Consider the following 23,050-nt stretch of genomic DNA (forward strand, 5'->3'; position numbering starts at 1 on the left):
TTTTCTATTTAATACTTTTTTTTATCACATTTATGACTTATCATAATCTTCTGTAAAAAATTTAGTTTTGAGGTGATATATAAAATGAATTTATTTATTGTAAGTCAGATATTCGCCATTCTCGCCTGTATTTTAATGGTAGGAATCGGCTATTTAAAGACCAAAAGAGGCATGCTCATTGCTCAGAACGTGCAGTTCATATTTTTTATTATTTCATATGCCTGCATCGGAGGAATCGCTGCGGTAGTTGGAAATATCGTTAGCTTAATAAGAAACATGGTTTGTCTCAAATGGAAATTTACTACTCCATTAAAGATTTTCTTTATCGTTCTTCAGTTCGTAATTACATATGTTTCTTTATACAATGTTTGGTTCGCATGGCTTCCACAGAAAGCTGGCACACACGGACTTATGGATTGGCTTCCATTTGTAGCAGCTACACTTATTACTCTTACACTTAGCTCTAAGAATCCACTTATAATCAAGCTTGGTTGCATCGGAAGTATTTTAAGCTTTGGAACTTACGATTTTGTACTTAGAAACTGGACAGTATTTGCATTTGATTGCTTCTCACTTGTCACAAGCTTGATTGGTGTTTACAGAATTGTAAATGATAAAAAGGAACCATTCTAATTTATATAATAATTTCATATACAAAAAAGAGGGCTTTTGGAATATTTCCAAAAGCCCAAATTTTATGTCGCGTTTTTATTCAATCAAAAGATTTAATTAACCAAGGATTGAAAGAACACCATTTGTAGCCTGGTTAGACTGTGCAAGCATAGCCTGACCTGCCTGCTGAAGGATGTTGTTCTTGCTGTAGTTAACCATTTCCTCAGCCATATCTGTATCACGGATACGTGACTCAGAAGCGTTTGTGTTCTCAACTACGTTATCGACGTTAGCAATTGTGTGCTCAAGTCTGTTCTGGATAGCACCAAGTGATGAACGCTGTGCAGATACCTTAGAAACAGCATCAGCGATAGCATCGATAGCGTATGTAGCAGACTTACCTGTAGCATCAGCTACGTTAAGACCCTTGATACCAAGAGCTGTAGAATCCATAGCATTGATTGTAACATTAATCTTGTTTGTCATGTCAGCATCAGAACCAACATGAAGATTAAATGTAAGATCGTTCTGAACCTCAGCCTCACCCTTTGTAAGTGTAAGCTTAACCTGAGAACCAGTTGTATCTATTTCTGCATCAGTAGCCTTTGTCTTAGAAGCACCGATATTAGATGCAGCTGTAAACTCTGTTGCAGCAAGCTTATATGCCTTCTGTGCTGTAATAAGGTTCTTATTGTTGATATCAACCTTCTCATCTGTAGCAGCAAATGAAGTAGGATCTACTGTAGCGCTCTTAGCAAATACTGTTACAGACTTACCATTGTACTGGATTGTTGAACCATGACCAGCATGATCTGTAATATCATTAAATGTAATCTTTGCCTCTTCATCTGACTTAGTATCTTTTGTAAGCTCATATGTCTTACCATCGATGATAAGTGAACCAGTAGTTGTGTTATCAACCTTTAATGTTGAAAGAGCCTCAGCAACACTCTTAGCACCGATTTCGTACTTTGTGCCACCAATTGTTACGCTATCACCAACATTAAGCTTATTCATTGTGAAAGTAGCCTTCTCAGTATTCTGAGTAAGTGTTCCTTCAAGACCAGCATCATGAGCATCAATCTTAACAGTCTTCTTTCCGTTAGAACCCTTAAGAAGGTGTGTCTCATTGAACTTTGTAGACTCAGCTACACGATCGATTTCTGTTGTAAGCTGGTCAATCTCATTCTGGATAGATGAACGATCTGACTCAGAGTTTGTACCATTTGAAGCCTGAACAGCAAGCTCGTTCATTCTCTGAAGCATTGAGTGAACTTCTGTAAGAGCACCTTCAGCTGTCTGAACTGCAGAAACACCATCCTGAGCGTTTGTTGAAGCCTGTGAAAGACCTCTGATCTGCTTACGCATCTTCTCAGAAATTGAAAGACCAGCTGCATCATCAGCTGCACGGTTAATCTTGTAACCTGAAGCTAACTTCTCTGTTGACTTAGCCTGGCTACCAGCTGTTGTGTTAAGTACTCTTGCGGCATTTAAAGCCTGCATGTTGTGTTGAACTACCATAATCTTTATTTACCTCCATGTAAACATTCCCGAAATCCATTAGGGGAATAAACCAAAAGTGCTTTCGCACTAAACCAAAAAAACCATGCGAATTTATCGCACGGTTTTGGAGTATAAGGCCTAGCGTTATAAAAGTCAACTCATTTTCAAAAGAATTTTCGTTTATAACTATTTTTCACACTTTATTCACATTTACATTCTAAGCATGAGTTCCTTTTCGACTACATTTCCATCACGAAGATAGATACGAGGAACGCGCTTACTTACAGCACATGTAAGCTCATAAGGAATTGTTCCTGCGAGCTCAGCAAGCTCATCTATAGAATTCTTCTCTCCGAAGATTTCTACCTCACTGCCAACATCAACGGTAGGCATATCAGTAATATCAATCATACACATATCCATGCAAATCTTTCCACGAAGCTTTGCTGGACCCTCTTTTGTATAAAGACTGCATTTATTTGAAAGACTGCGAAGGAATCCATCAGCATAACCATATGGAAGAACTCCAATACGAGTGGTCTTGTCAGTAACAAACATTCCACCGTAGCTGATGGCTGTGCCTTCTGGATAGATTTTGATGGTGCTAACTGTAGTCTTCATAGTCATAGCTGGCTTCAATCCCATCTCATGAGCGAACTCGCCGTATCCATAAAGTAACAATCCGGGGCGAACCATATCAAGATAAGTATCAGGGAAGCGAACTGTAGCACCTGTATTTGCACAGTGACGAATTGCAAACTTATGGCCAAGTTCCTTTTCTACTGACTCGATTACACGTGTAAATAAATCAAACTGCTTTTTAGTGTATTCATCACACTGATCACCATGCTCATCAGCAACAGCAAAGTGAGTGAAGATACCTTCGGCAGAAAGACCTGGCAATTTGCAGGCTTCCACAATGCCTTCAACACCAGTTCCAAAATAATTATCATAGCAAAGATAGCCAAGACGTGACATACCTGTGTCCACCTTAATATGAACCTTTAAGGTACCACCACACTTAACAGCCTCAGCGCTGTACTCATCCGCCTTAGCCTTGCATGTGATTGCCTGAGTAATATCATATTCAATAAGACGTCCCACCTGCTCCTTTGGAGTATGTCCAAGGATAAGTATAGGCATCTTTATTCCATTTACACGAAGCTCCAAAGCCTCATCTGCACTGCTTACTGCTAAATAATCAGCTCCAAGCTCCTCTAAAAGCTGGCTTACCTGAATAGATCCATGGCCATAAGCATCAGCCTTTACAACTCCAAGAAACTTTACATTTGGTCCAATTTTTTCTCTTATCTTTTTATAATTATAGGCAATAGAATCAAGATTTATCTCTGCCCATGTACGTCTAAGTGTAGATTCCATTTCTAATCATCTCCTAAATCAAAGTAGCTCATATCATTATACTACTTTAAAACATAAAAAAAAGTGCTTCTCCAATTTTGGAGAAGCATAATAATTACAATACCTTAGATAAGAAATCCTGAAGACGCTGGCTCTTCGGAAATTCAAAAATCTCAGCAGGAGTACCCTCCTCTTTGATTCCCTTTTCATCAAAGAACATAACTCGGTCAGCTACTTCTTTTGCAAAGCCCATCTCGTGAGTAACAACAACCATTGTCATTCCATCATCAGCAAGCTCCTTCATAAGAGAAAGAACCTCACCTACCATTTCTGGGTCAAGGGCGCTTGTTGGCTCATCAAAAAGAATAACCTCTGGATTCATGGCAAGTGTACGTGCGATAGCAATACGCTGCTTCTGTCCACCTGAAAGGCTGTCTGGATATGCTTCTGCCTTATCGGAAAGACCAACACGCTCTAAAAGTTCCTTTGCCTTTGCGTCTGCTTCTGACTGACTCATAAGACCAAGCTTTACTGGTGCAAGTGTTAGATTCTTCTTAATAGTTAGATGTGGGAAAAGATTGAAGTGCTGGAACACCATTCCCACACGACGGCGAACATCATTTATATCTACTCCCTTTGCAGTAATATCTTCGCCATCAAGATAAATAGTACCACTTGAAACATCCTCAAGCTGGTTCAACGTACGAATGAAGGTAGACTTGCCACAACCAGATGGTCCGATGATGGCAATAACCTCTCCCTTTTCAATCTGCATATTTACATTTGAAAGAACCTCATTATCTCCAAAGGATTTTGATAGGTTCTCAACCTTTATTAAAACTTCATTAGCCATTTTATTCTCTCCTTATATTATCGTTCACTCTTTCTCAAATTCTTTTCAAGCTTTCCTACGCCCATGTTAAGAACCTGAACAATAATAAGATAAATAAGTGCAACTGCAATCAATGGAAGGAATGCCTCGTAAGTAATACTTCTGATAATATCACCACCACGAGTAAGATCCATAAGACCAATGTAACCGCAGATTGATGTTTCCTTAATAAGTGAAATAAACTCGTTTCCAAGTGCAGGAAGTACGTTCTTAATAGCCTGAGGTAAAATGATAGAAATCATAGTCTGCTTATAGTTAAGACCAAGGCTTCGTCCTGCCTCCATCTGACCACCATCAATAGACATGATACCACCACGCATAATCTCAGCTACATATGCACCAGAATTTATCGCAAATGCGATAATAGCCACAAGAAGCTTTGGAACATTCACTGACTTGAATACTACATAATAAATAATCAAAAGCTGAATCATCATAGGAGTTCCACGGATGATTGTAAGGTAAAGCTTACAAATAACATTTGCAAGAGCCCATCCGCCAGTCTTGTCATATGTAACACGAATGATAGCCACAACAAAACCTATAATCATACCAGCAAGTACAGCCAGGAGAGCGATGATAAGTGTGTTAACAAGACCCTTTACAAGATATGTCCATCTGCTGTCATCTACAAAGTTTCTCTTAAGATTTTCTATAAAGCTGATGCTGCTTCCAGCTGCTGCTCCATTATTTACAATGATTACCTGCTTCGTCTTTACGTATGACTCAGAGAAGTTGATAGACTTAAGACGCTCCTCTGTCTTTGTCATTCCAGCTATACCGAGGTCAGCCTTGTGTGAACTTACAGCATTGATGATACTATCAAACTCGATATCCTCGATTTCAATCTCCATACCAAGCTTATCGCCGATAGCCTTGATAAGTTCCATATCGATACCTACTGCTTCACCATTTTCATAATATTCATAAGGTGGGAAGGCAACGTTTGATACAACTACAAGCTTACCATTATCATATACAGTACCAACTGGTGTTTCATAAGGGCAGGTTCCCTTTGTCTCAGCACCAATATAATTCTTTGTAATCTGATCAAGTGTGCCATCTTCCACTAATTCAGCAAGAGCACCATTTACTTTTTCAAGAAGCTCATCATTATCCTTTGCAATACAGATTGCATAATCTTCTGTTGTGAATGGCTCATCAAGAATTTCAAGATTAGCCTCGTCCTGTGTAGTAGCAATAGCTGGCTGCTCATCAACAATAACGCAGTCAATCTTTCCCTGTCTTAAGGCCTGCACTGCATCTGTAAGCTTATTATATCGCTCGATTGTAGTGCCTTCTTCATCACCCTCTAAATCGGATGCATAAATATCACCAATAGTACCGAGCTGAACTCCGATGCGTGATCCTGGTAAATCGTCCAATGACTGAATCTGTTTTCCTGTGTCCTTATCAGCTGTTCCGCAGGCTACAAACAATGCTGCTGTCATAGCTAAAAGGATAAGCGATAATTTCTTCTTCATGAATTTTTATTCCCCTACTCTGTATTTTTATTCATATATATTAACACAAAATGAATAAATATCAATATAAAATTAAAAGAGAACCTAACTTTTTTAGTCAGATTCTCTCATTTTAGTTGTCACAATGCTATTGTTTCTTAGCTAATCTTCTGATTCTTCGTACTCTGGTAGATTTCTTTGTACCTCTTCTGCGAGGATTTTTTTCCTTTTGGTATTCCTTTATGTCTGCAAGAAGCTTTTCATAATCGCGCTCAAATAAAAGCTCACTAATTTCTACATTTAAAGCCTTTGGGTCAACCTTTGTCTCTGGTATATCTGGTTCCACACCTTCAGCCTTTGCTGCTCTTTTTATTCTTGTAATCTCAGCTTTTGTAGGTGGAGTCTTTGTCCATTCTATTATCTTCTTTCTCACAAATGGTTTGCTCTGGCCTGCATATTTAGGCATGCTAAATCTTTCAAGAAGCATAGCAAGCTCAGGTCTCCACAGCAGCTCTATTTTTCTCTCAAGCTTCATCTTTTTATTCAGCTGTGGCTGTCTGAGAAAATAAAAATCAGCCTTATCATCTACTTCATCCACTGTGATGATGCCCCAGTGTTCGGGAACATGCTCCTCTATATGGCTGGCATGACTGCTTCCCACAACAACTAAATTGTAATCAAAATATTTATCATAATCCTTTATCTGACTATCCAGTCTTGTATAAGTGTCTGCATCTGACTTAATCTCGATACCCACTATAGCGCCTGTAATCACCATAATTACATCGGCTCTAGATTTTCCTATCATCTTTTCCTCAAAGATTCTGGTCTTGCCGTATTCAAGCTCTAAATAATCAAATAAAGCCTCTCTTATATCCTTATCCTTAAGCATGCTTCTAATATCCTAAATGCTTTAATAACCCTTCACAGCCTCTAAGTACATCATCATAGCAAACATCAAATTTACGTGTGTACCATGGGTCGTCAATATCTCTTGGTCTGTCTGTAAAATCTAGAAGTCTGTAAATCTTATCATCTTTATCTGGACCAAATTCATATGCAAGATCGTGCATGTTCTCCGCATCCATTCCGATGATATAATCGAATTCTCCGTATTCGTCTTTACGAATATGACGGGCTGCATATCCATCACAGTTAATTCCATGTGCATTAAGCACCTGTCTTGTTGGTGGATATACCGGATTTCCGATTTCCTCATATGTCATAGCCGCACAATCAATGTAAAAGTCCTGACTGATTCCGCGCTTATCTACCATATCCTGAAAAACATATTTGGCCATTGGCGATCTACAAATAGAGCCATGGCAAACGAATAATATTTTATGCATAGTGTAATCCCCGTTCTCTTTTTTATTAACTTGTTTCATTTTAACAGTTGTCCTTTCAATATTCAAAATAAAAGGGCACAGACAAATGCCCGTGCCCTGAAAAAGTCTTCATTATCTAACTACGACTTTAGTTCCAATATTTACTTTATTAAACAACTGTGCTGCAAATTCATGTGGAAGATTTACACAACCATGGGATCCATGATTAATATAAGTATCTCCACCAAACTCTTCTGCTGTACGCCATGTAGCATCATGGAGACCAATGTTGGAATCTGTAAATCTCATCCAGTAATCTACCCAAACCTTCCATGTAGGTCCTCTCAAAGTCTTTCCTGGAATATGAGCCTTGATTGAATAGGTTCCTCTAGGTGTACCGCGATGTGCAGAAGTCTTTCCTGTAACGCACGGACTTTGCATTACAAGAACGTTATTCTCAAAATAAGAAACCGTCTGATTATTTATATCCACGTCTACATATGTAGGATACGGAAGATTATCAAATACCGTACCAATCAAGCTAGGTGTCTCAACGGCTTCTGGTTCTATCACCTCAGGCTCCACAATAATCCCTGTAAGCTCTTCATTTAGATTCTTATAACGCCCTTCGGCTTTTCCACAATTAATATAATGAGCCATCAAAATCTGCGGATCATTGCCAAATGTAGCTACTACATCAGGATTGTTGGCAGCATAATACACTGGATCAAAATCTGTAATCTCTGCTGCTTCAACAATGATTGTAGTCTTTTGGAGGGCAAATGCCAGCACCATAATTGTGAGTGTAAAAATAATCTTTTTCATAGTTTAGTCTCCTAAAAAAGTAATGATTATTACACTCCCTTTTTTCATTATTGAACCATTTTCATTTTAAAAGTTATCACACGCAGATTATTTTTCAATGGGTTTCACAGTATTGATCTTCTTTTTTCACATTGATTTCACAACAAAAAAGGGACCCCTTTCGGAATCCCTTATTTACGCTATTTTATTTACTGAAAGCTATCTGTGCGAAGTTGTAGAAACCAAGATACCAGATATTGAAATCATGTCCGCCGTTAAGCTCCTGCCACATATAGTTCTCACCATTTTTGAACTGGTTGCAAACTGATGGAAGGTTCTTAGCTGCAGTTGAAGCACTTGAGTATGCTATGCCATCCTGAAGACCACAAATGTTGTAGAAGTAGTGGATTGGATACTTATTGCCATTTAAAATCTGTGCTGTCTTAGCTGCTGTGTTACTTGTAGGTGCAGCTGAGAAAGCTCCAAAGTAGCTGAATAAGTCTACGCACTCGCCAATACCGATATTAATTGTCTGCATACCACCCATTGAAAGACCAGCGCATGCTCTGTGGTCTCTGTCTGTGTATGTGCTGTAATGAGAATCAATGTATGGAATAAGGTCGTTTCTAAGCTCCTTACCAAAGTTGTAGAAGGAATCTGTAGAACCACTTGCTGATGCCTTTCCGTTTGGTGTTACAACGATAAATCCATCGATGTCACCATAGTATGTAAGGTTATCCATGATAGCCTTTACACGTGAGTTGTTTCCTGTCATGCCCCACTCATTCTCATTTCCACCGATACCATGAAGGAGGTAAAGAACTGGGTACTTCTTGCTGCTATCATAACCTGCTGGTAAATAAACATTAGCTCTCTTTGTGTATGTACGATTATTTGCGGAATAATCATGTGCTGTGTAAGAAATGTTTACAATCTTACCTGAGCCTTCACCACTTCTAACTGCTGTGTACTTTGAAGGAATTGAGTTCTCAATCTTAGCAGTTGGGTTGTAGTGTGGGTTCTGTGTTGGAACTGGTGTAGGTGTTGGTGTTGGCTTAGGTGTTGCTGTTGGTGTTGCTGTAGGCTTTGGAGTTGCTGTAGGTGCTGGTGTTGTAGTTGGCTGAACTGTAGCAGCGCCCTCAAACTCATAGTCAAACTTATCACCAATAGAGCCTGTACCCTGTGAACCAAACTCTACACTTGAACCATTTGCAATTGTCTTGTTCCACTCAACAGGAGTAATCACATAGTAATTTCCACTTGTCTTAACATTTACATTCCAGCTAGAACCAATGTTAACCTGATTCTTGTTAACCTTCAGTGTCCAGCCATTTACTGTGCTGCCTGTCTTATTAGTAATCTTATAACTAATCTGGTAACCTGAGCCCCAGTTATAGATTGTATAAGTGAGCTCAAGTCCCTTTGTAGAAGCAGCTGGTGTCTGAGTAGGCTGTGGAGTTGGTGTTGGAGTAGCTGTAGGCTGTGTCTCCTGAGACTGTCCATCAACTCTCTCTAACTGCCACTGCTGATTCTGATTTCCGTTATATCTGTACTGAATTACATTGGATCCGTCGGCTGTCTTATGGCCGTTAACATCAAGATAACGAACTGCATTTGAAGCCTTTGTTGCAATATTGAAGATATTACTGTCATTTGTTGTCTTTACGACAAACTTCTGGGCATTTCCGCCATAGCCCTGATAAATTCCGATGTTAGCAGAATCTACATCCTCGCCGTTTGCTACATCGAGCATGTAATTGCCAAGACCTGAAGTAAGATTGATGTAACCATCATTTGTATTTGTTACATACCACTTCTGTCCCTCTGCTCCTGTGCCTGAGCTGATGCATACATTTGTCCATCCGCTGGCTTTGTTGCCCTCAACTGTAAGGTACTTCTGAGACTGAACTCCCTTAATGTAATACCAGCCATCAGCAATCTGTGCTGTGTCGCCTGCAGCCTCTACATCAGTCTTCATTGTCATACCTAATGATGTAACAACAAGACCAAATGCTAAAGCTTTGGCTAAAATTCTTTTGCTTTTTTTCATTAAACATCTTCTCCTTTTCTGTAAAATATGGGGTTGTCTACTTTAAATAGACACCGCAATAACCCCTGTTTATTATTTTAACAACACATGTCATATTATGCAATATTATTTTAATATTTGTGTAATAACTGGAACTTGGGTGAATCACCCTTGAGATACGAAAAAAGACCTAAGCATTTGCTTAGGTCTTTTGAGTAGCGAGAGGGGGATTCGAACCCTCGACACCGCGGGTATGAACCGCGTGCTCTAGCCAACTGAGCTATCTCGCCATAATGACTATTATTTGATTTTGAATGGGACCTACAGGGCTCGAACCTGTGACCCTCTGCTTGTAAGGCAGATGCTCTCCCAGCTGAGCTAAGATCCCAGAGCTTTTAGCGTTTTATTACCGCTTCAAGCGACTCGTATAATATAGCATTGGATTGGGGGGATTGTCAACTGCTAAATGAATATTCGCAATACTTTTTCATATTTGTCTAATTTGCTGAAAACCATCCCCGTCCGTTGCTTATAAATTTAGGCCTTAATAGCCCATCTCATCTTAGTAGATTTACTTCTTGGATTAATTCTGCACTCCTCTGCTGATGGACGAGTTACATCTGATGAGACTTCAGAATATACACCTACTCTAGCCAGCTCCTTAAAGGATTTCTTCACCAGACGATCCTCTCCTGAATGGAATGTGAGAATAGCCACACGTCCACCTGGCTTAAGGATGCCAGGAAGCTTTTCAAGGAAAGAATACAATACTTCGAATTCGCTATTAACGTCTATACGAAGTGCCTGGAAAACCCTGGCACAGCTTTTCTTAACTGCCTGCTCCTTCTCATCCTTAGGTACCTTCCAGAGAGCTTCTGTAATGGCCTCTCGAAGAGCTGTAGTTGTATCCATAGGATTTCCCTTAGACATAAGAGTAAATACCTTATGGGCTATCTCCTCAGCATATGGCTCATCAGAATTTTCTACCATCATTCCAACAAACTCTTCTTCAGTAATGTTATGAAGACGTTCTGCAGCAGATTCACCATGTTCTGGATCAAGACGCAAATCAAGAGGGCCATCTATCTTATAAGAAAAACCTCTTTCCGGATTATCAATCTGCATAGAAGAAACTCCCAAATCAGCTAGTACAAAATCAAATTGTCCGGCCTCTTCAGCAACCTTGTCTATGTTTGCAAAATTTATAAGTCGGAACTGAAAATTATCTTCACCAAAACCAAATCCGCGAAGGCGCTCTACCGTCTTTGCGGATTCAATAGGATCTACATCAAGTCCATAAACACAACCATTTCCCTGAAGCTGTTCAAGCATCTTTCTGGTATGGCCACCATATCCTAAGGTGCAGTCCAAGCCCTGCTGTCCCGGCTGAATCTGAAGGAAATCTAAAATCTCCTTTACCATTATCGAAATATGCATTCCTGCAGGTGTGGAGCCCTTGCTTATAACACGCTCTATGGTGTCCTTATATTTTTCTGGATTGTGCTCCTTATATTTTTCCTCGAACTTCTTAGGATATTTTCCAGAATATCGAACTCTTCTTTTATGCTGCTTTTCTTCCATTTGTAGGTTCCTTGTCTATTAGTTAATAAATTCTACCTTTAATTTATATCTGCTATCAACAGCCTTCACTACAGGCTCGTAAATATCATATACTGCTTTAAGTGCCATGTCATCTGCTTTCTGTCCATTTGAAGCCTCATTAAAACTCTCGCGAAGTCTTTTACTAAGTTCCCTCTCAATAGTATTGTAATCCTGCACTGTCAGCTTAATACTTCCAATGGTAAAGAACCCACTTTTCTGACTACCAATCTCCACTTTGTCTGGATCTATTTCGATGGTATCTAGATATGGATGCTTAATTCTAATGGTCAAAACCTTATTTTCCTCATCATCAATAATATTAGATTTATTAAGTTTATCAAGGTCTACGACAAAACTTCCTTTGCCTTTATATGTAACAGTCTGATATTTCTTAGTTGGATCCCAGTCAAGAGAATCTAGCATTCTGTCTTCAATGGTGTAGCTTACATCTCCTGTCACCTCGTATGCCACAAGTTTTCTGGTTTCATTTGGCTTTGAAAGAATCACATCAGAAAATGAAACTCTTACTCCGCTGCCACCTAGCTTGATGGTATTTGGATCAATCATTTCAATGCCATCATCAAATTTAGCAGTATCATTATCTTTCTTGATATTATATGCAATAATAATCGAAAGTGTCGCTACCAACAAAACAGCGCATAATAACTTCAGTATATTTGTCTTATTCATCGCCTCCGCTCCTCATTCTGATTTTAAAGCTGCTAAACTGAAACAGTTGGTTCAATATCCATAACAGCAATGCAAATGTTAAAACCGGAATAACACAGTAGGCAATTATCAGAATAACAATAGAAACGATAAATCTCTGAATAATGCCCTTATAATAATCAAAAAGATCTTTTACTCCGTCAATGGCTGACTGGAATGCCACAGAAATCTTCTCAAAGAATCCTTTGTCGGCAGTGGAATCAGATATTCCCTCTACCTTTTCTGCTCCATCCTCTGCAAGATTGACTGTTTCTTCCACGTAAGGCATATACTCTGCACAAATCTTTTCAGATAAGGCTGTACCGCAAGGAACCACCAACACAAGAACCACAGCCAACGTAAATATCTTCAAAGACAATGCTTTAAAAAACTCCCTTTTTGTAACCATGTAGGCAAGAAGCAAAATGAGTGCAACAGGAATAACAAATCTAAAAACTAATGGCACACCTTTGATAACCAAAAGCTTTTCAAACATAATCATTCCAAGCATCAGAATGAAATATTTATTCATGTCTGCCAGTGAATCTGCCAAAGGTGTAGCGTAATCGTCTGGCAAAAATGTGATAACTACAGACATGGCAATTGTCGCCCCTGCTATTCCCATAACGGTTGTTTTAGCTTCTTCAAGTGTCTCAACAGATCCGCCAAACACCGGCAGATTCTCAGTTTTGGCTGAAGCTACGCAGTAAGAAAAAACAATAAGAAATACCATTAACAGGACTTTTGTTATGAGTCCCCAGCGTTTTGTAGTTGTCTCAGTCAATATTTCTCTCCCTCATCTCTTTCTTAGTTGTTCATGTCAATGTAATCTGGCTCATCATCCATGATGATTGCGGCAATAATATAAGCAAGAATTCCTGAACCTCCTGCTAATGTAAATAAAACCCAAAGCAATCTTACAACAGTAGGATCAATATCAAAATAATTTGCTATACCTCCACAAACACCACAAAGCTTTCTGTCTGAACTTTTGTATAATTTTTTACTCATAATAAACATCCTTTCTAAAAATACTAATTGGTAATAAGTATATCACTTTTGTGTTGTTGGTTTTATTATAGATGATGTTTTCTTAGTACAATAGTACAAAAATGGTGATTATTGGTATTATATTTTTCTTATTTAGAAAAATAAAAAAGGTTACCCTAGAAAACTGTGGTAACCTTATACTTAAAAGCTTTAATCTTCTCCCACCAAATGTACAATCTCTGGTTCATGACCTACAGCTGGAAGAAATTTATCAAAAATATCAACTGTCTTTATTTTCAAGCTGGAGGTATTAATACATGGATGACATCCAATGTACTCATCCTTTTTTACATCCTCATCCACAAGAAGCTTTACAGCATGTTCTTTATCATTCATGAGACCCATGATACTTACTGAGCCTGGTTCAATATCCAGATATTTAAGCATATCTTCAGGCGATGCAAAAGAAAGTCTTGCAGAATTAATCTGGCTGGATAATTCCTTTGTTTTAAATTTCTTATCACCTGGCATCATAAGCAAGTAGAACTTTGTCTTCTGCTTATTGCACAGGAAAAGATTCTTGCAAATGGTGACATCCAAAATTTTGTCAATCTCGTTGCAGACTTCCATTGTTCCAGCTGCCTCATGATCTGTTCTCTCATATTCAATTCCAAGATTATCCAAAAAATCGTATGTACGAATTTCCCTTGACTGTCTTTCTTCACAATTTTCTGGTCTACCTTTTAACAGTTTCATCTTTATCCTCCCGATTAAGCGCTGGGGCGAGGACAATCTGTAGTCCACCCCCCGCTTGCTATTCATGTAATTCTAGTGGTAGCCCATCTGGATCAAAGAAAAAGGTCATTTTCTTATGAGTGAACTCATCTGTTCTGATGGGTTCACATTCAATCCCTTTGCTTTTAAGCTCTTCCACTTCAGCTTCTATGTTTTTCACATAAAAAGCCAAATGTCTCAAACCACATGCCTCAGGAAATGATGGTCTCTTAGGTGGATTCTTTGGAGCAAATATTTCCAACTCTGTGTGTTCATTAACCCTAAGATCAAGCTTCCAATCCTCTTTCTGTGGTCTGTAATTTTCTCTTATTATCCCAAATCCAAGCTTATTTACATAAAAGTCTTTCGCACGCTTGTAATCGGAAACAATAATAGCAATGTGATGTATGCAAGATAATTCCATAACTTAATTCCTAATATACCTTTTCTATTTCTTCTGTAATAGAATACATTTCCTTGAATATAGTAGCAATAACCAAATTCACTGGCTTCTTAATACTTGAATTTGGATTTCTCATATTTTGATATAAACACTGTTATTTCTGCAGCAGGCTCAGTGCCTCCTGCTGTGCTATTAATTCACGTTTGATGTGTTTAATCATAATGTAACCAACTCTTCGTTTATTATGTCTTCGCTCTCAGCCATAGCCTGTAAAGTCATGGTTAGAAGCTTTTCCAAATCAAATGCAGCCTGTCGTGTCATTACGATATCCCCCAAGTGGCAAGCGCGAATATATGGATGTTTCTATGGATTATCGATAGGAGGTACCCCTATGAAATCAATTCTTATTAAGGACACCACAAAAGAAGAACGTGAGCAAATCATCCGCAGCTCTCTGGACTGTGGCGGCGGCTGTGAGAACTGTTCTTCCTGCTGGCTCGGTGGCGGCTCCCCTTGGGATATGTACCAGGATTATATCGATGGCAAAAAGGAAATCGCAGAGATTAACCGTGAGTATAATGCTAGGTATCTGCATTAGTGAGGGCCACTAAGTCCGACTTTTCATACTTATTATGCCCTTGCATGCTCTTTTTGTATTTCCAACATTTAATAGCATCATCCAAACTTTTGCCCTGATTATCTTCAAAAAAGTCCCTAATGTAAGTGTTGTATTCAAACTGCTTGTCTATCTTGGTTTTACCTTTTTTCTTTTCTTCTAATATCTCATAGTAGGCAGCTATAGCATCTCTGTATGTTTTCCCCGCATTTGCTTTTAACCATTTCTGAAACTGCACATTAAATGAAAATGATTTACCAATCTTTTCTTTGAAAAAAGCTCTATGCTTCTCGGAACAGACTATATTGTTTTCTATGATTGTATCTTCAGTGAGAGTGCCAACTTCAACGGTATTTCTCTTAGTTTTGGACACTTCCTTTACCTTTCCAGTATCTAGAAAGTACGCTATTCTCTCAGTAAGTTCTACCTTTCCCCCAGAAGTAGGAAGTCCATTGTTTCTGCAAAACTCTACAAGCTCTTCCTTCAGATAATAGTAACTTCTGAATGAATCGCTATCTAGATTTGTGTTAAGTATTGGTCTTTGCGTCATATTTCACCTCTTATAGTTTAGTAATAGTATATCGTATTTACGAATAATAAAAAACATCTGTTGAATTTACTTTACGGGTATATTTACATTTTCTCAAACTATACCCGTAAAATTTTAAAACAAGCCCTTAGTTATGCCACACAGGCACATTTTTCAGCAAGATTGTGCTCTAACCTTGCGCGCTTTAGATACAAAAAAAGAACTGTCGCAAAATCTGCGACAGTTCCATCTTATTCCATTAAAAATCATCCGGTAGCTTATCCGAAATCTTATTCCACTCATAAGGTGTGTTCTGGTACACGTAATAATTCAACCAATTAGAATACATAATATTTCCATGGCTTCTCCACTGGAGCAGAGGTTTCTGCTCAGGATCATCGTCTGGATAATAATTTACAGGGAGGTCGATTTTCAATCCCTTGCTCTTATCACGCTTGTACTCGTTATCAAGAGTGAAGCGATCATACTCTGGGTGTCCCATTACAAAAATATTGCTGCCATCCTTAGACATGCAAAGGAACACTCCTGCTTCCTCTCCTTTAGCACAAACTACGAGATCCTTACAAGCCTCTATATCTTCTGTGCGCACGCCTGTGTGACGGCTGTGTGGCGCATAAAAAACGTCATCGAAACCACGAACAAGTGGAATCTTTCTGTTCTGAACCTTGTGTGGGAACACACCAAATTTCTTATCATCCAAATCGTACTTATTAATGCCGTAACGATAATAAAGACCAGCCTGACATCCCCAGCAAAGATGAAGTGTAGATGTGACATGAGTCTTTGTCCACTCAAATACATGAGTGAGCTCCTCCCAATAATCCACCTCTTCAAAAGGCATCTGTTCTACAGGTGCTCCTGTAATAATCAAACCATCAAAATATCTATCGTACACGTCCTCAATGCGCTCATAGAAAGTATCAAGATGAGTCTTACTTGTGTGCTTGCTCTCGTGGCTTCCGACAGTGAGGAAAGTCACATCCACCTGAAGTGGTGTATTGGAAAGGGATCGCAAAAGCTGAAGCTCTGTAGCCTCCTTCAAAGGCATTAGATTTAAAATCCCAATTGAGATAGGTCTGATATCCTGATGAGTGGACCTATTCTCGTCCATAACAAATATATTCTCTTGCTCAAGTATTGCCTTAGCAGGTAAATCGTTTTGTGTTCTAATTGGCATACTTCTCCCTCTCCTTTACCATCTAGTATATCTACGTAACTTTTTTAATGATAACACAACCTAACTTCTTGTGCCATGCATTAATTCTTTATTCGCATACATTCGCTCATCTGCCTTAAGATATACTCGATTAGGATCTGCATTCTCATATTCATGTCTAAAAGCATAGCCAATTGCTGCGCTACGATTTATTGATGGATCTAATTTATTCAGTTCATCTAATTTATTGTTAAGCTTTTCTATAAACTCATCCAATTTATCCATGCTATTCCCTGTAAGAATAGCGACAAATTCATCGCCACCTATACGTCCAACAAAACCTTCCTTACCAAAAATTTCATCCAGCGTCTTTCCAAATTCGGTAATATATTTATCACCCATCAAATGTCCCTGATTATCGTTAATAGCCTTTAAACCATTCAAATCAATACTGACAATACAGTAATCCATTTCACTCTTGGTGAGCTTTTCCATATAAGCCTCGTATTTCGATCTATTAGCTAAACCAGTGAGCTCGTCTGCGTAAGCCAAATGTGCAAGGGAAGAATACTCTTCATTTCTCGCAAATGACTCAGAAATAAAAGTGTAATAATTAAGTAGTGTTCCGAAAACCATACAGATAGCAGCTACTGGAACAATAAGTTTTGATAAAAATATCTGTTTAGTAATGCCATAAATCTCTAAATAATAAAAGAAAACATTAATGGCAAATGCAGATGCCAGGCCAATTTGACCAATCAACTGAGTGTACTGCGATTTCGTTACTAGATTTCCTTTTGCATCTTTCAGAAGCACCATTACGAACATGAAGCCAATCAAAACTGCAGCATCCAACTGATATATAAGTAAAGTCCTATTGATGTGAACCAATCCCGCGAAATGAATTATTATCAAAGCAAATGGCACAAGTGAACCTACGACACTGAATCCCAAAAAAACTTTATTATTTAAATAATCTCGCATACAGCCGATTGTTAAATACATAAGTGGAACTACCATATACAAAGATATATATTCTATTTCAGTCTGATGTCCATTGGTTTCAATAAACAAATCCAATAATCTAAACTGAGCCAAAAACCATATTCCCAGCACAAGATACATTAATGCAGCGTATATCTGCATATTTACCTCTGCAATATCGCTTCTGAAGCCTATAGCCACTGCAAAAAATATAATGCCAAACACTATTAGAAATGCCGAAACCAAATATATAAACATGTGATTATATACTTCAAATGTCAGCAATCCTACATATCCGCCAACTGCTGGAGCATCATAATAATCGTACGCCCCCTCCTCAGCCACAAGCAAATTAATCTGAATGTTTGATGGCTTAATTTTTTTAGGTAGACTAACGAAATTATTTTCGCAGCCAATAAATTTTCCATTTTTATATTCGTCTAAAAATCTTTGTCCTATCAGTTCTTCCCCAGAATATACTCTCCAGGCACTAAATCTAGATTCAAACATTATTGTTGGAGATACAAAATTAAGCAAATTTACATTATCATTTTTTAATGTAATAATATCCCCTTTATGCGTTCTATTTCCAATAAGCTTTCTGAGATTTGATAATTCAACATTCTCATATTTTGTATCGTTGTAAGTAACCTCCCAACCACTATTCAACACAACAACACTTGAATAATAATCAGGTCTAAGGAAAAAATAGCCAATCGTAAATACAATAATAAAAGCCAAAAAGGAGATTCCAAGATAAAGTATCTTTTTACCCATGGTGCACCTCCTTCATTTCATACATGCGCTGATCAGCTAGAGTAAATACATCCTGATATCGTCCGCCCGGCACCTCTTTGCTAAATGCATATCCAACAGATGCACCCAAGCTAATATCTTTACTGTATGCATTATATTTTTGCATTTTTTCCTCTAAATCACGGACGCAGGCTTCGCACAATTTTTCGTCGATATTTTTAAATACCACAACAAATTCATCGCCTCCGGTTCGTGCTATCATATCAGAATCTGCATAGACAATCTCTAATATCTTCGCAAATGCGATAATCATTTTATCCCCAGTCATATGTCCAAAGTGATCATTAACATATTTAAGCTTGTCTAAATCCAAGCTGATAATTGTATAATTTCCAAATAAATTTGCAAAATATTGATTGCATGCAGCTCTGTTCAAAAGTCCAGTTAATGCATCGGTAAAAGCCATGCCTTCCAATTGCTTTTTTACTCTATCGGCACTCATATGATTGATGCCATTCATGAAATAATAAACAAAATAACAAAGCATGAAAATTAACATTCCAAGCTCTAACAAATCTATAGATGGGAACAATTTTGTATCAGTCAAATTGGCCTCATCATTGAAAATAGATTCTATCAACATCTCTAGCAAAGAAAAAACAAGCATCATAATAAATCCAAACAAAAGATAGAAATCTGCATCCACACTAAAATAGTATTCAGATTCCTCATTAATTTTCTGCTTATCTACAATTCCCCTTATAAGTGGAGGCAGGATAACAAGAATCTCAACAATATCCAGTATACCTACAATACTTACCATTCTGTTAATGTGAAGAATACCCATGAAATGAAGCAGCAAAAATACTATCGGAAATACGATATTGATTGTGATAAATGTGCGCTGCGTTCTCTTAATTAAATCTGGATGAATAGAATACAAGATAATCGAAAATGCCAATGGCATCAAATAAAATGCTATATACTCCAACATAGAAAATAAAACATCATGGGAACCAATAAACCATAATATATCATTTCTTGCAAAGACATAGCAGCCCAATAGCATTGAAAAATCTGCACCAATATAAATTTGTATAGCACTTCTTCGGGTAAAAGCCAGATAAATTGACAATGAAAACAATAAACAAGAATAGACAACTAAAAAGCTGCCAACAAACATAGAAATTCTATTATAACTATAAAACGCTCGAACCAAGTAACTTCTTTGGCCAAAATAAATCGGCGCAATCCTTCCGGATGAATCATTTTCACCCATTGTATAGGTTAGCATGATATTATGCATACCAGACTGCGGGCTCATATCTATCAAACTATATCTTTTCGGAATTAATTTTCCTTTTTCAAATTCATCCTTTCCGAAAGAATATCTAATTCTTCCATCAACCAACAAATCAACTGCCTGAAGCTTTGTCCTAAACATAAGCGTGGATTTGTCTGGAACAAAAATTGTTTGCGATATAGTTATGCGTTCTCCTTTACGAATTCTGCCGATTTTATACTTGGATAATGACACATTATTGGACACTTCACCGTCACGAAAAACAGACCAGCCAGAATCTAAGCAGCTGATTGAAAAATTCGATGATGAGGTAAACCATCTACCCCCAAATACCAACATAACTATTGTTATAAATAGTATTAGCATCGGGAGTATCAGGAACCTTTTTATTAAAATTTGTCGCCTTCTTTCCATCATGTGCACATTATAAAATATATATGTGTTTTTTTTTGTAAGAAATCGTTATAAATTAGCTATTTATCAAGGATAACAATCCATTTTCATCAAGTACTGTAACACCTAATGAATTAGCTTTATCCAATTTGCTTCCAGCAGCCTCTCCAGCCACTAAATAACTAGTTTTCTTAGAAACAGAACCTGCGCACTTTCCACCATTTAGTTCTATGAGCTCCTGAGCTTCCTTTCTGCCCATAGTAGGAAGTGTTCCTGTGATTACGAAAGTAAGGCCTGAAAGCTTGTCTGTAGCGCCTTCTTTTTCTTCCTCTACCATATTAACACCTGCAGCCTTTAATCTGCCTATAATGTCAATATTTACAGGGGCGTGCAAATAATCATAAATAGATTTGGCACTGATTTCTCCAATATCATTAACCTGCATAAGCTCTTCTTCTGACAGTTCCATGATTTTTTCGATGTCCTTGAACTGTCCAAGTAACGCCTTTGCAGCAGCTTTTCCAACATTAGGAATACCAAAGCCTGTGAAAAGCTTTACAGCATCATTTTCCTTTGAGCTTTCGATAACACCAAGAAGCTTGTCAGTATTCTTTTCCTTACCGATAATCCCCTCCTCAATAAGCTCATCTCGCTTATCCTTAAGAGAATAGATATCAGCAATATCCTTAATGTACCCTCTTCTTACAAGGTCGATGATATATACTTCACCAAATCCTCTAATATCCATAGCATCTCTTGATACAAAATTAATAATATGACGCTCTAACTGAGCTGGACAGCTAGGATTAGAGCACTTCATATCTGCTGTATCAGCATCCCTTGAGACAGGACCGCCACAGGCTGGGCAAACACTTGGAATCTTATAAGTGCTAACGCCCTCTGGTCGCTTATCGTGCTTAACCTCTTTAATCTTAGGAATGATTTCGCCTGATTTATAAACTACTATCGTATCTCCGATACCGATGTTCAGTTCATCAATAAAATCCTGATTGTGAAGTGTTGCACGGCTAACTGTTGTACCGCATAAACGAATTGGCTCAAAAATAGCTGTAGGATTTACTCGACCAGTACGGCCTACAGAAAGCTCTACATCAAGAAGTTTTGTCTCTTTCTCCTCTGGTGGATACTTGTACGCAATATGGCCACTTGTATACTTAGCACTGGTTGAAAAATCTCCTCTGTATGCAACCTGATCAATCTTAACTACCGCACCATCTATATCAAATTCAAACTCTTCTCTCTTCTCGCCAATCTCATCGATAACAGATAAAATATCCTCTGCATTATCGCATATACGATGGAAAACAACTGGCACATTGTGCTCGTCCAAAATATCAAGTCCCTTACAATGACTCTCTGTAAGCTCATCCGGACCCTGCTGAACATTGAATACAAACATCTTCAAACCACGCTTTTTAGTGATATTTGCATCAAGCTGGCGAAGTGTTCCAGCAGCAAGGTTTCTAGGATTAGCTGCAAGCTTACCTCCAGCAATTTCCTGCTCTTCGTTGTATCTGTCGAAATCCTCGTGAGACATATATACTTCACCTCGAAGCTGAAGTGATTCATATGGCAAATCAAGATATTTATTTACATCTGGAATAACAAGTGCATTTTCTGTAACGTCCTCACCTACAAGACCGTCTCCTCTTGTCTCAGCAAGCTTAAGCTTTAACTTATTCTGGCTGTCTCTCTCATATCTAAGAGTCATAGAAAGGCCATCAATCTTTGCCTCTACAGAAAACTTTGCATCAGGATGAACAGCCTTTACCTTATCAACCCATGCTGTCACGTCCTCTTTATTAAAAACATCCTCTATAGAAAGCATAGGTACATCATGAGTAACCTTTACTCCTGCTTCACGCATGGCAACTCCACCAATCTTCTGTGTTGGTGAATCTGGTGTGACCCATTCTGGGTGCTCAGCCTCTGCTGCTTTCAATGCCTGCATCAACTGATCATATTCGAAATCAGAAATTTCTGGCTCGTTTTGGTTGTAATATCGGTCCATGTGGTAGTCGATTTGGTCTACCAGCTTTTTATATTCTTTCAGTTCCATTAATTCTTTGATCCCTCTAACATTTTATTTAGCTTTTTAAGCTCATCAGAAGTTACATCTCTGTATGTATCTTCCTTTAAATCTCCAAGCTCTATATTCATTATTCTTACTCTCTTAAGAGTACGAACCCTGTAACCAAGCTCCTGGCACATTCTGCGAATCTGACGGTTCAGTCCCTGAGTAAGAATGATTTTAAACTTATTTGATCCGAGCTTTGTTACCTGACATTTGCGAGTGGTAACTTCAAGCTCTTCAAGATAAACACCCGCTGACATCTTCTTGATAAAGTCCGCTGTAATTTCTTTATCAACAGTAACAATATATTCTTTTTCATGAGCATTTACTGCTCTCATTATCTTATTAACTAAATCACCCTGATTTGTAAGCAAAAGCAACCCAGTACTGTCTTTATCAAGACGGCCTATTGGATATATTCTCTCAGGATAATTCAGGTGGTCTACAATATTATTCTTCTCTCGCTTTTCTGCAGTGCAAACAATCCCTGCTGGCTTATTGTAAGCAATCAGCACCTGTTTTTTCCCAACATTTGATACTGGTTTACCCTTAAAAAGGACCACATCTGACGAAGACACCTTCATGCCCATCTGTGCCGGTTGCCCATTTACCATAACCTCTCCAGCTTCAATGGCAGCATCCGCAGCTCTTCGACTGCACACTCCCGCATCAGACAAATATTTATTTAATCTGTATAATTCTTCCACTAAAGCCTCCATCTATATATCAG

Annotated in this window: 22 protein-coding genes and 2 tRNA genes; 2 read left to right on the forward strand and 22 right to left on the reverse strand. The window is 38.2% G+C overall.

The features are described from left to right. The first annotated feature begins 84 nt into the window (after positions 1-84). Positions 85-633 (forward strand): YgjV family protein, encoded by a 549-nt coding sequence (locus BMZ41_RS02040; RefSeq protein ID WP_090166095.1) that lies wholly within the window; start codon positions 85-87, stop codon positions 631-633. Between the two features lie 96 nt (positions 634-729). On the opposite strand, the gene BMZ41_RS02045 is transcribed toward BMZ41_RS02040, so the two are convergent. From BMZ41_RS02045 to gloA2, 16 genes are all read right to left on the reverse strand, one after another. Further along, positions 730-2,133, reverse strand: coding sequence for a flagellin N-terminal helical domain-containing protein (locus tag BMZ41_RS02045; RefSeq protein WP_090526612.1), 1,404 nt, complete (start codon positions 2,131-2,133; stop codon positions 730-732). 192 nt (positions 2,134-2,325) lie between these two features. Next, positions 2,326-3,495 carry an alanine racemase gene (alr, locus tag BMZ41_RS02050; RefSeq protein WP_090166091.1) on the reverse strand — a complete coding sequence of 390 codons (1,170 nt, stop codon included), beginning with the start codon at positions 3,493-3,495 and terminating at the stop codon, positions 2,326-2,328. Between the two features lie 94 nt (positions 3,496-3,589). Continuing rightward, positions 3,590-4,327: an amino acid ABC transporter ATP-binding protein gene (locus BMZ41_RS02055; protein ID WP_090526614.1), complete on the reverse strand. Its 738-nt coding sequence runs from the start codon at positions 4,325-4,327 to the stop codon at positions 3,590-3,592. A gap of 17 nt (positions 4,328-4,344) precedes the next feature. Then, positions 4,345-5,850 carry an ABC transporter substrate-binding protein/permease gene (locus tag BMZ41_RS02060; RefSeq protein ID WP_090526615.1) on the reverse strand — a complete coding sequence of 502 codons (1,506 nt, stop codon included), beginning with the start codon at positions 5,848-5,850 and terminating at the stop codon, positions 4,345-4,347. A gap of 127 nt (positions 5,851-5,977) precedes the next feature. Beyond that, positions 5,978-6,721 carry a sce7726 family protein gene (locus BMZ41_RS02065; protein WP_090166085.1) on the reverse strand — a complete coding sequence of 248 codons (744 nt, stop codon included), beginning with the start codon at positions 6,719-6,721 and terminating at the stop codon, positions 5,978-5,980. Between the two features lie 4 nt (positions 6,722-6,725). After that, entirely contained in the window at positions 6,726-7,178 is a 453-nt protein-coding gene (locus BMZ41_RS02070) for a low molecular weight protein-tyrosine-phosphatase (protein ID WP_090164132.1), read from the reverse strand. A gap of 111 nt (positions 7,179-7,289) precedes the next feature. Beyond that, positions 7,290-7,982 carry a L,D-transpeptidase gene (locus BMZ41_RS02075; protein WP_090526617.1) on the reverse strand — a complete coding sequence of 231 codons (693 nt, stop codon included), beginning with the start codon at positions 7,980-7,982 and terminating at the stop codon, positions 7,290-7,292. A gap of 184 nt (positions 7,983-8,166) precedes the next feature. After that, entirely contained in the window at positions 8,167-10,011 is a 1,845-nt protein-coding gene (locus BMZ41_RS02080; protein WP_090526619.1) for an alpha/beta hydrolase-fold protein, read from the reverse strand. 195 nt (positions 10,012-10,206) lie between these two features. After that, a tRNA-Met gene (locus tag BMZ41_RS02085) sits at positions 10,207-10,280 on the reverse strand. A gap of 25 nt (positions 10,281-10,305) precedes the next feature. After that, positions 10,306-10,378 (reverse strand) — tRNA-Val (locus BMZ41_RS02090). 149 nt (positions 10,379-10,527) lie between these two features. After that, the gene (gene rsmH / locus BMZ41_RS02095) at positions 10,528-11,571 is read right to left on the reverse strand and encodes a 16S rRNA (cytosine(1402)-N(4))-methyltransferase RsmH (RefSeq protein WP_090526621.1); all 1,044 of its coding nucleotides are present in this window, start codon (positions 11,569-11,571) and stop codon (positions 10,528-10,530) included. A gap of 18 nt (positions 11,572-11,589) precedes the next feature. Beyond that, entirely contained in the window at positions 11,590-12,282 is a 693-nt protein-coding gene (locus BMZ41_RS02100) for a DUF4230 domain-containing protein (RefSeq protein ID WP_090166075.1), read from the reverse strand. Then, a complete protein-coding gene (locus tag BMZ41_RS02105; RefSeq protein WP_090526623.1) occupies positions 12,275-13,084 on the reverse strand; it encodes a hypothetical protein in 810 nt (269 codons plus the stop codon). The genes BMZ41_RS02100 and BMZ41_RS02105 overlap by 8 nt, the downstream gene beginning before the upstream one ends. A gap of 23 nt (positions 13,085-13,107) precedes the next feature. After that, entirely contained in the window at positions 13,108-13,311 is a 204-nt protein-coding gene (locus tag BMZ41_RS02110) for a PspC domain-containing protein (protein WP_072918962.1), read from the reverse strand. A 189-nt stretch (positions 13,312-13,500) separates the two neighbouring features. Further along, positions 13,501-14,046, reverse strand: a complete 546-nt coding sequence (locus BMZ41_RS02115; protein WP_090526625.1) for a prolyl-tRNA synthetase associated domain-containing protein — start codon at positions 14,044-14,046, stop codon at positions 13,501-13,503. Between the two features lie 58 nt (positions 14,047-14,104). Next, on the reverse strand, positions 14,105-14,488 hold the full coding sequence (gene gloA2 / locus BMZ41_RS02120) for an SMU1112c/YaeR family gloxylase I-like metalloprotein (RefSeq protein ID WP_090526627.1): 384 nt from the start codon (positions 14,486-14,488) through the stop codon (positions 14,105-14,107). A gap of 370 nt (positions 14,489-14,858) precedes the next feature. Between gloA2 and BMZ41_RS02125 the strand changes: the two genes are divergently transcribed. Beyond that, on the forward strand, positions 14,859-15,065 hold the full coding sequence (locus tag BMZ41_RS02125) for a hypothetical protein (RefSeq protein WP_028246811.1): 207 nt from the start codon (positions 14,859-14,861) through the stop codon (positions 15,063-15,065). On the opposite strand, the gene BMZ41_RS02130 is transcribed toward BMZ41_RS02125, so the two are convergent. The 6 genes from BMZ41_RS02130 to BMZ41_RS02155 form a co-directional block, all read right to left on the reverse strand. Then, positions 15,049-15,633, reverse strand: coding sequence for a DUF6434 domain-containing protein (locus tag BMZ41_RS02130; RefSeq protein ID WP_090526629.1), 585 nt, complete (start codon positions 15,631-15,633; stop codon positions 15,049-15,051). The genes BMZ41_RS02125 and BMZ41_RS02130 overlap by 17 nt on opposite strands. 238 nt (positions 15,634-15,871) lie before the next feature. Further along, the gene (metA, locus tag BMZ41_RS02135; RefSeq protein WP_090526631.1) at positions 15,872-16,810 is read right to left on the reverse strand and encodes a homoserine O-acetyltransferase MetA; all 939 of its coding nucleotides are present in this window, start codon (positions 16,808-16,810) and stop codon (positions 15,872-15,874) included. Positions 16,811-16,870: 60 nt separating this feature from the next. Beyond that, positions 16,871-18,550 carry a GGDEF domain-containing protein gene (locus tag BMZ41_RS02140; protein WP_090526633.1) on the reverse strand — a complete coding sequence of 560 codons (1,680 nt, stop codon included), beginning with the start codon at positions 18,548-18,550 and terminating at the stop codon, positions 16,871-16,873. Continuing rightward, on the reverse strand, positions 18,543-20,171 hold the full coding sequence (locus tag BMZ41_RS02145) for a sensor domain-containing diguanylate cyclase (protein WP_177184131.1): 1,629 nt from the start codon (positions 20,169-20,171) through the stop codon (positions 18,543-18,545). Before BMZ41_RS02145 ends, BMZ41_RS02140 begins: the two co-directional genes overlap by 8 nt. A 130-nt stretch (positions 20,172-20,301) precedes the next feature. Beyond that, positions 20,302-22,305, reverse strand: a complete 2,004-nt coding sequence (gene ligA, locus BMZ41_RS02150; RefSeq protein WP_090526638.1) for an NAD-dependent DNA ligase LigA — start codon at positions 22,303-22,305, stop codon at positions 20,302-20,304. After that, the gene (locus BMZ41_RS02155; protein WP_090526639.1) at positions 22,305-23,039 is read right to left on the reverse strand and encodes a pseudouridine synthase; all 735 of its coding nucleotides are present in this window, start codon (positions 23,037-23,039) and stop codon (positions 22,305-22,307) included. The genes ligA and BMZ41_RS02155 overlap by 1 nt, the downstream gene beginning before the upstream one ends. Positions 23,040-23,050 lie beyond the last annotated feature (11 nt).

It is taken from the genome of Pseudobutyrivibrio sp. UC1225 (genome assembly GCF_900115215.1).
GTDB lineage: Bacteria > Bacillota > Clostridia > Lachnospirales > Lachnospiraceae > Pseudobutyrivibrio.

What these genes read in the sequence shown, in the direction of transcription:
- metA (WP_090526631.1), bottom strand. Translation starts at nt 16,810, where the DNA reads ATGCCAATTAGAACACAAAACGATTTACCTGCTAAGGCAATACTTGAG.
- BMZ41_RS02045 (WP_090526612.1), bottom strand. Translation starts at nt 2,133, where the DNA reads ATGGTAGTTCAACACAACATGCAGGCTTTAAATGCCGCAAGAGTACTT.
- BMZ41_RS02040 (WP_090166095.1), top strand. Translation starts at nt 85, where the DNA reads ATGAATTTATTTATTGTAAGTCAGATATTCGCCATTCTCGCCTGTATT.
- BMZ41_RS02155 (WP_090526639.1), bottom strand. Translation starts at nt 23,039, where the DNA reads ATGGAGGCTTTAGTGGAAGAATTATACAGATTAAATAAATATTTGTCT.
- BMZ41_RS02100 (WP_090166075.1), bottom strand. Translation starts at nt 12,282, where the DNA reads ATGAATAAGACAAATATACTGAAGTTATTATGCGCTGTTTTGTTGGTA.
- BMZ41_RS02110 (WP_072918962.1), bottom strand. Translation starts at nt 13,311, where the DNA reads ATGAGTAAAAAATTATACAAAAGTTCAGACAGAAAGCTTTGTGGTGTT.
- BMZ41_RS02125 (WP_028246811.1), top strand. Translation starts at nt 14,859, where the DNA reads ATGAAATCAATTCTTATTAAGGACACCACAAAAGAAGAACGTGAGCAA.
- BMZ41_RS02140 (WP_090526633.1), bottom strand. Translation starts at nt 18,550, where the DNA reads ATGGGTAAAAAGATACTTTATCTTGGAATCTCCTTTTTGGCTTTTATT.
- BMZ41_RS02055 (WP_090526614.1), bottom strand. Translation starts at nt 4,327, where the DNA reads ATGGCTAATGAAGTTTTAATAAAGGTTGAGAACCTATCAAAATCCTTT.
- BMZ41_RS02075 (WP_090526617.1), bottom strand. Translation starts at nt 7,982, where the DNA reads ATGAAAAAGATTATTTTTACACTCACAATTATGGTGCTGGCATTTGCC.
- BMZ41_RS02065 (WP_090166085.1), bottom strand. Translation starts at nt 6,721, where the DNA reads ATGCTTAAGGATAAGGATATAAGAGAGGCTTTATTTGATTATTTAGAG.
- BMZ41_RS02115 (WP_090526625.1), bottom strand. Translation starts at nt 14,046, where the DNA reads ATGAAACTGTTAAAAGGTAGACCAGAAAATTGTGAAGAAAGACAGTCA.
- BMZ41_RS02130 (WP_090526629.1), bottom strand. Translation starts at nt 15,633, where the DNA reads ATGACGCAAAGACCAATACTTAACACAAATCTAGATAGCGATTCATTC.
- BMZ41_RS02060 (WP_090526615.1), bottom strand. Translation starts at nt 5,850, where the DNA reads ATGAAGAAGAAATTATCGCTTATCCTTTTAGCTATGACAGCAGCATTG.
- BMZ41_RS02145 (WP_177184131.1), bottom strand. Translation starts at nt 20,171, where the DNA reads ATGTTGGTATTTGGGGGTAGATGGTTTACCTCATCATCGAATTTTTCA.
- BMZ41_RS02070 (WP_090164132.1), bottom strand. Translation starts at nt 7,178, where the DNA reads ATGCATAAAATATTATTCGTTTGCCATGGCTCTATTTGTAGATCGCCA.
- gloA2 (WP_090526627.1), bottom strand. Translation starts at nt 14,488, where the DNA reads ATGGAATTATCTTGCATACATCACATTGCTATTATTGTTTCCGATTAC.
- BMZ41_RS02080 (WP_090526619.1), bottom strand. Translation starts at nt 10,011, where the DNA reads ATGAAAAAAAGCAAAAGAATTTTAGCCAAAGCTTTAGCATTTGGTCTT.
- rsmH (WP_090526621.1), bottom strand. Translation starts at nt 11,571, where the DNA reads ATGGAAGAAAAGCAGCATAAAAGAAGAGTTCGATATTCTGGAAAATAT.
- alr (WP_090166091.1), bottom strand. Translation starts at nt 3,495, where the DNA reads ATGGAATCTACACTTAGACGTACATGGGCAGAGATAAATCTTGATTCT.
- ligA (WP_090526638.1), bottom strand. Translation starts at nt 22,305, where the DNA reads ATGGAACTGAAAGAATATAAAAAGCTGGTAGACCAAATCGACTACCAC.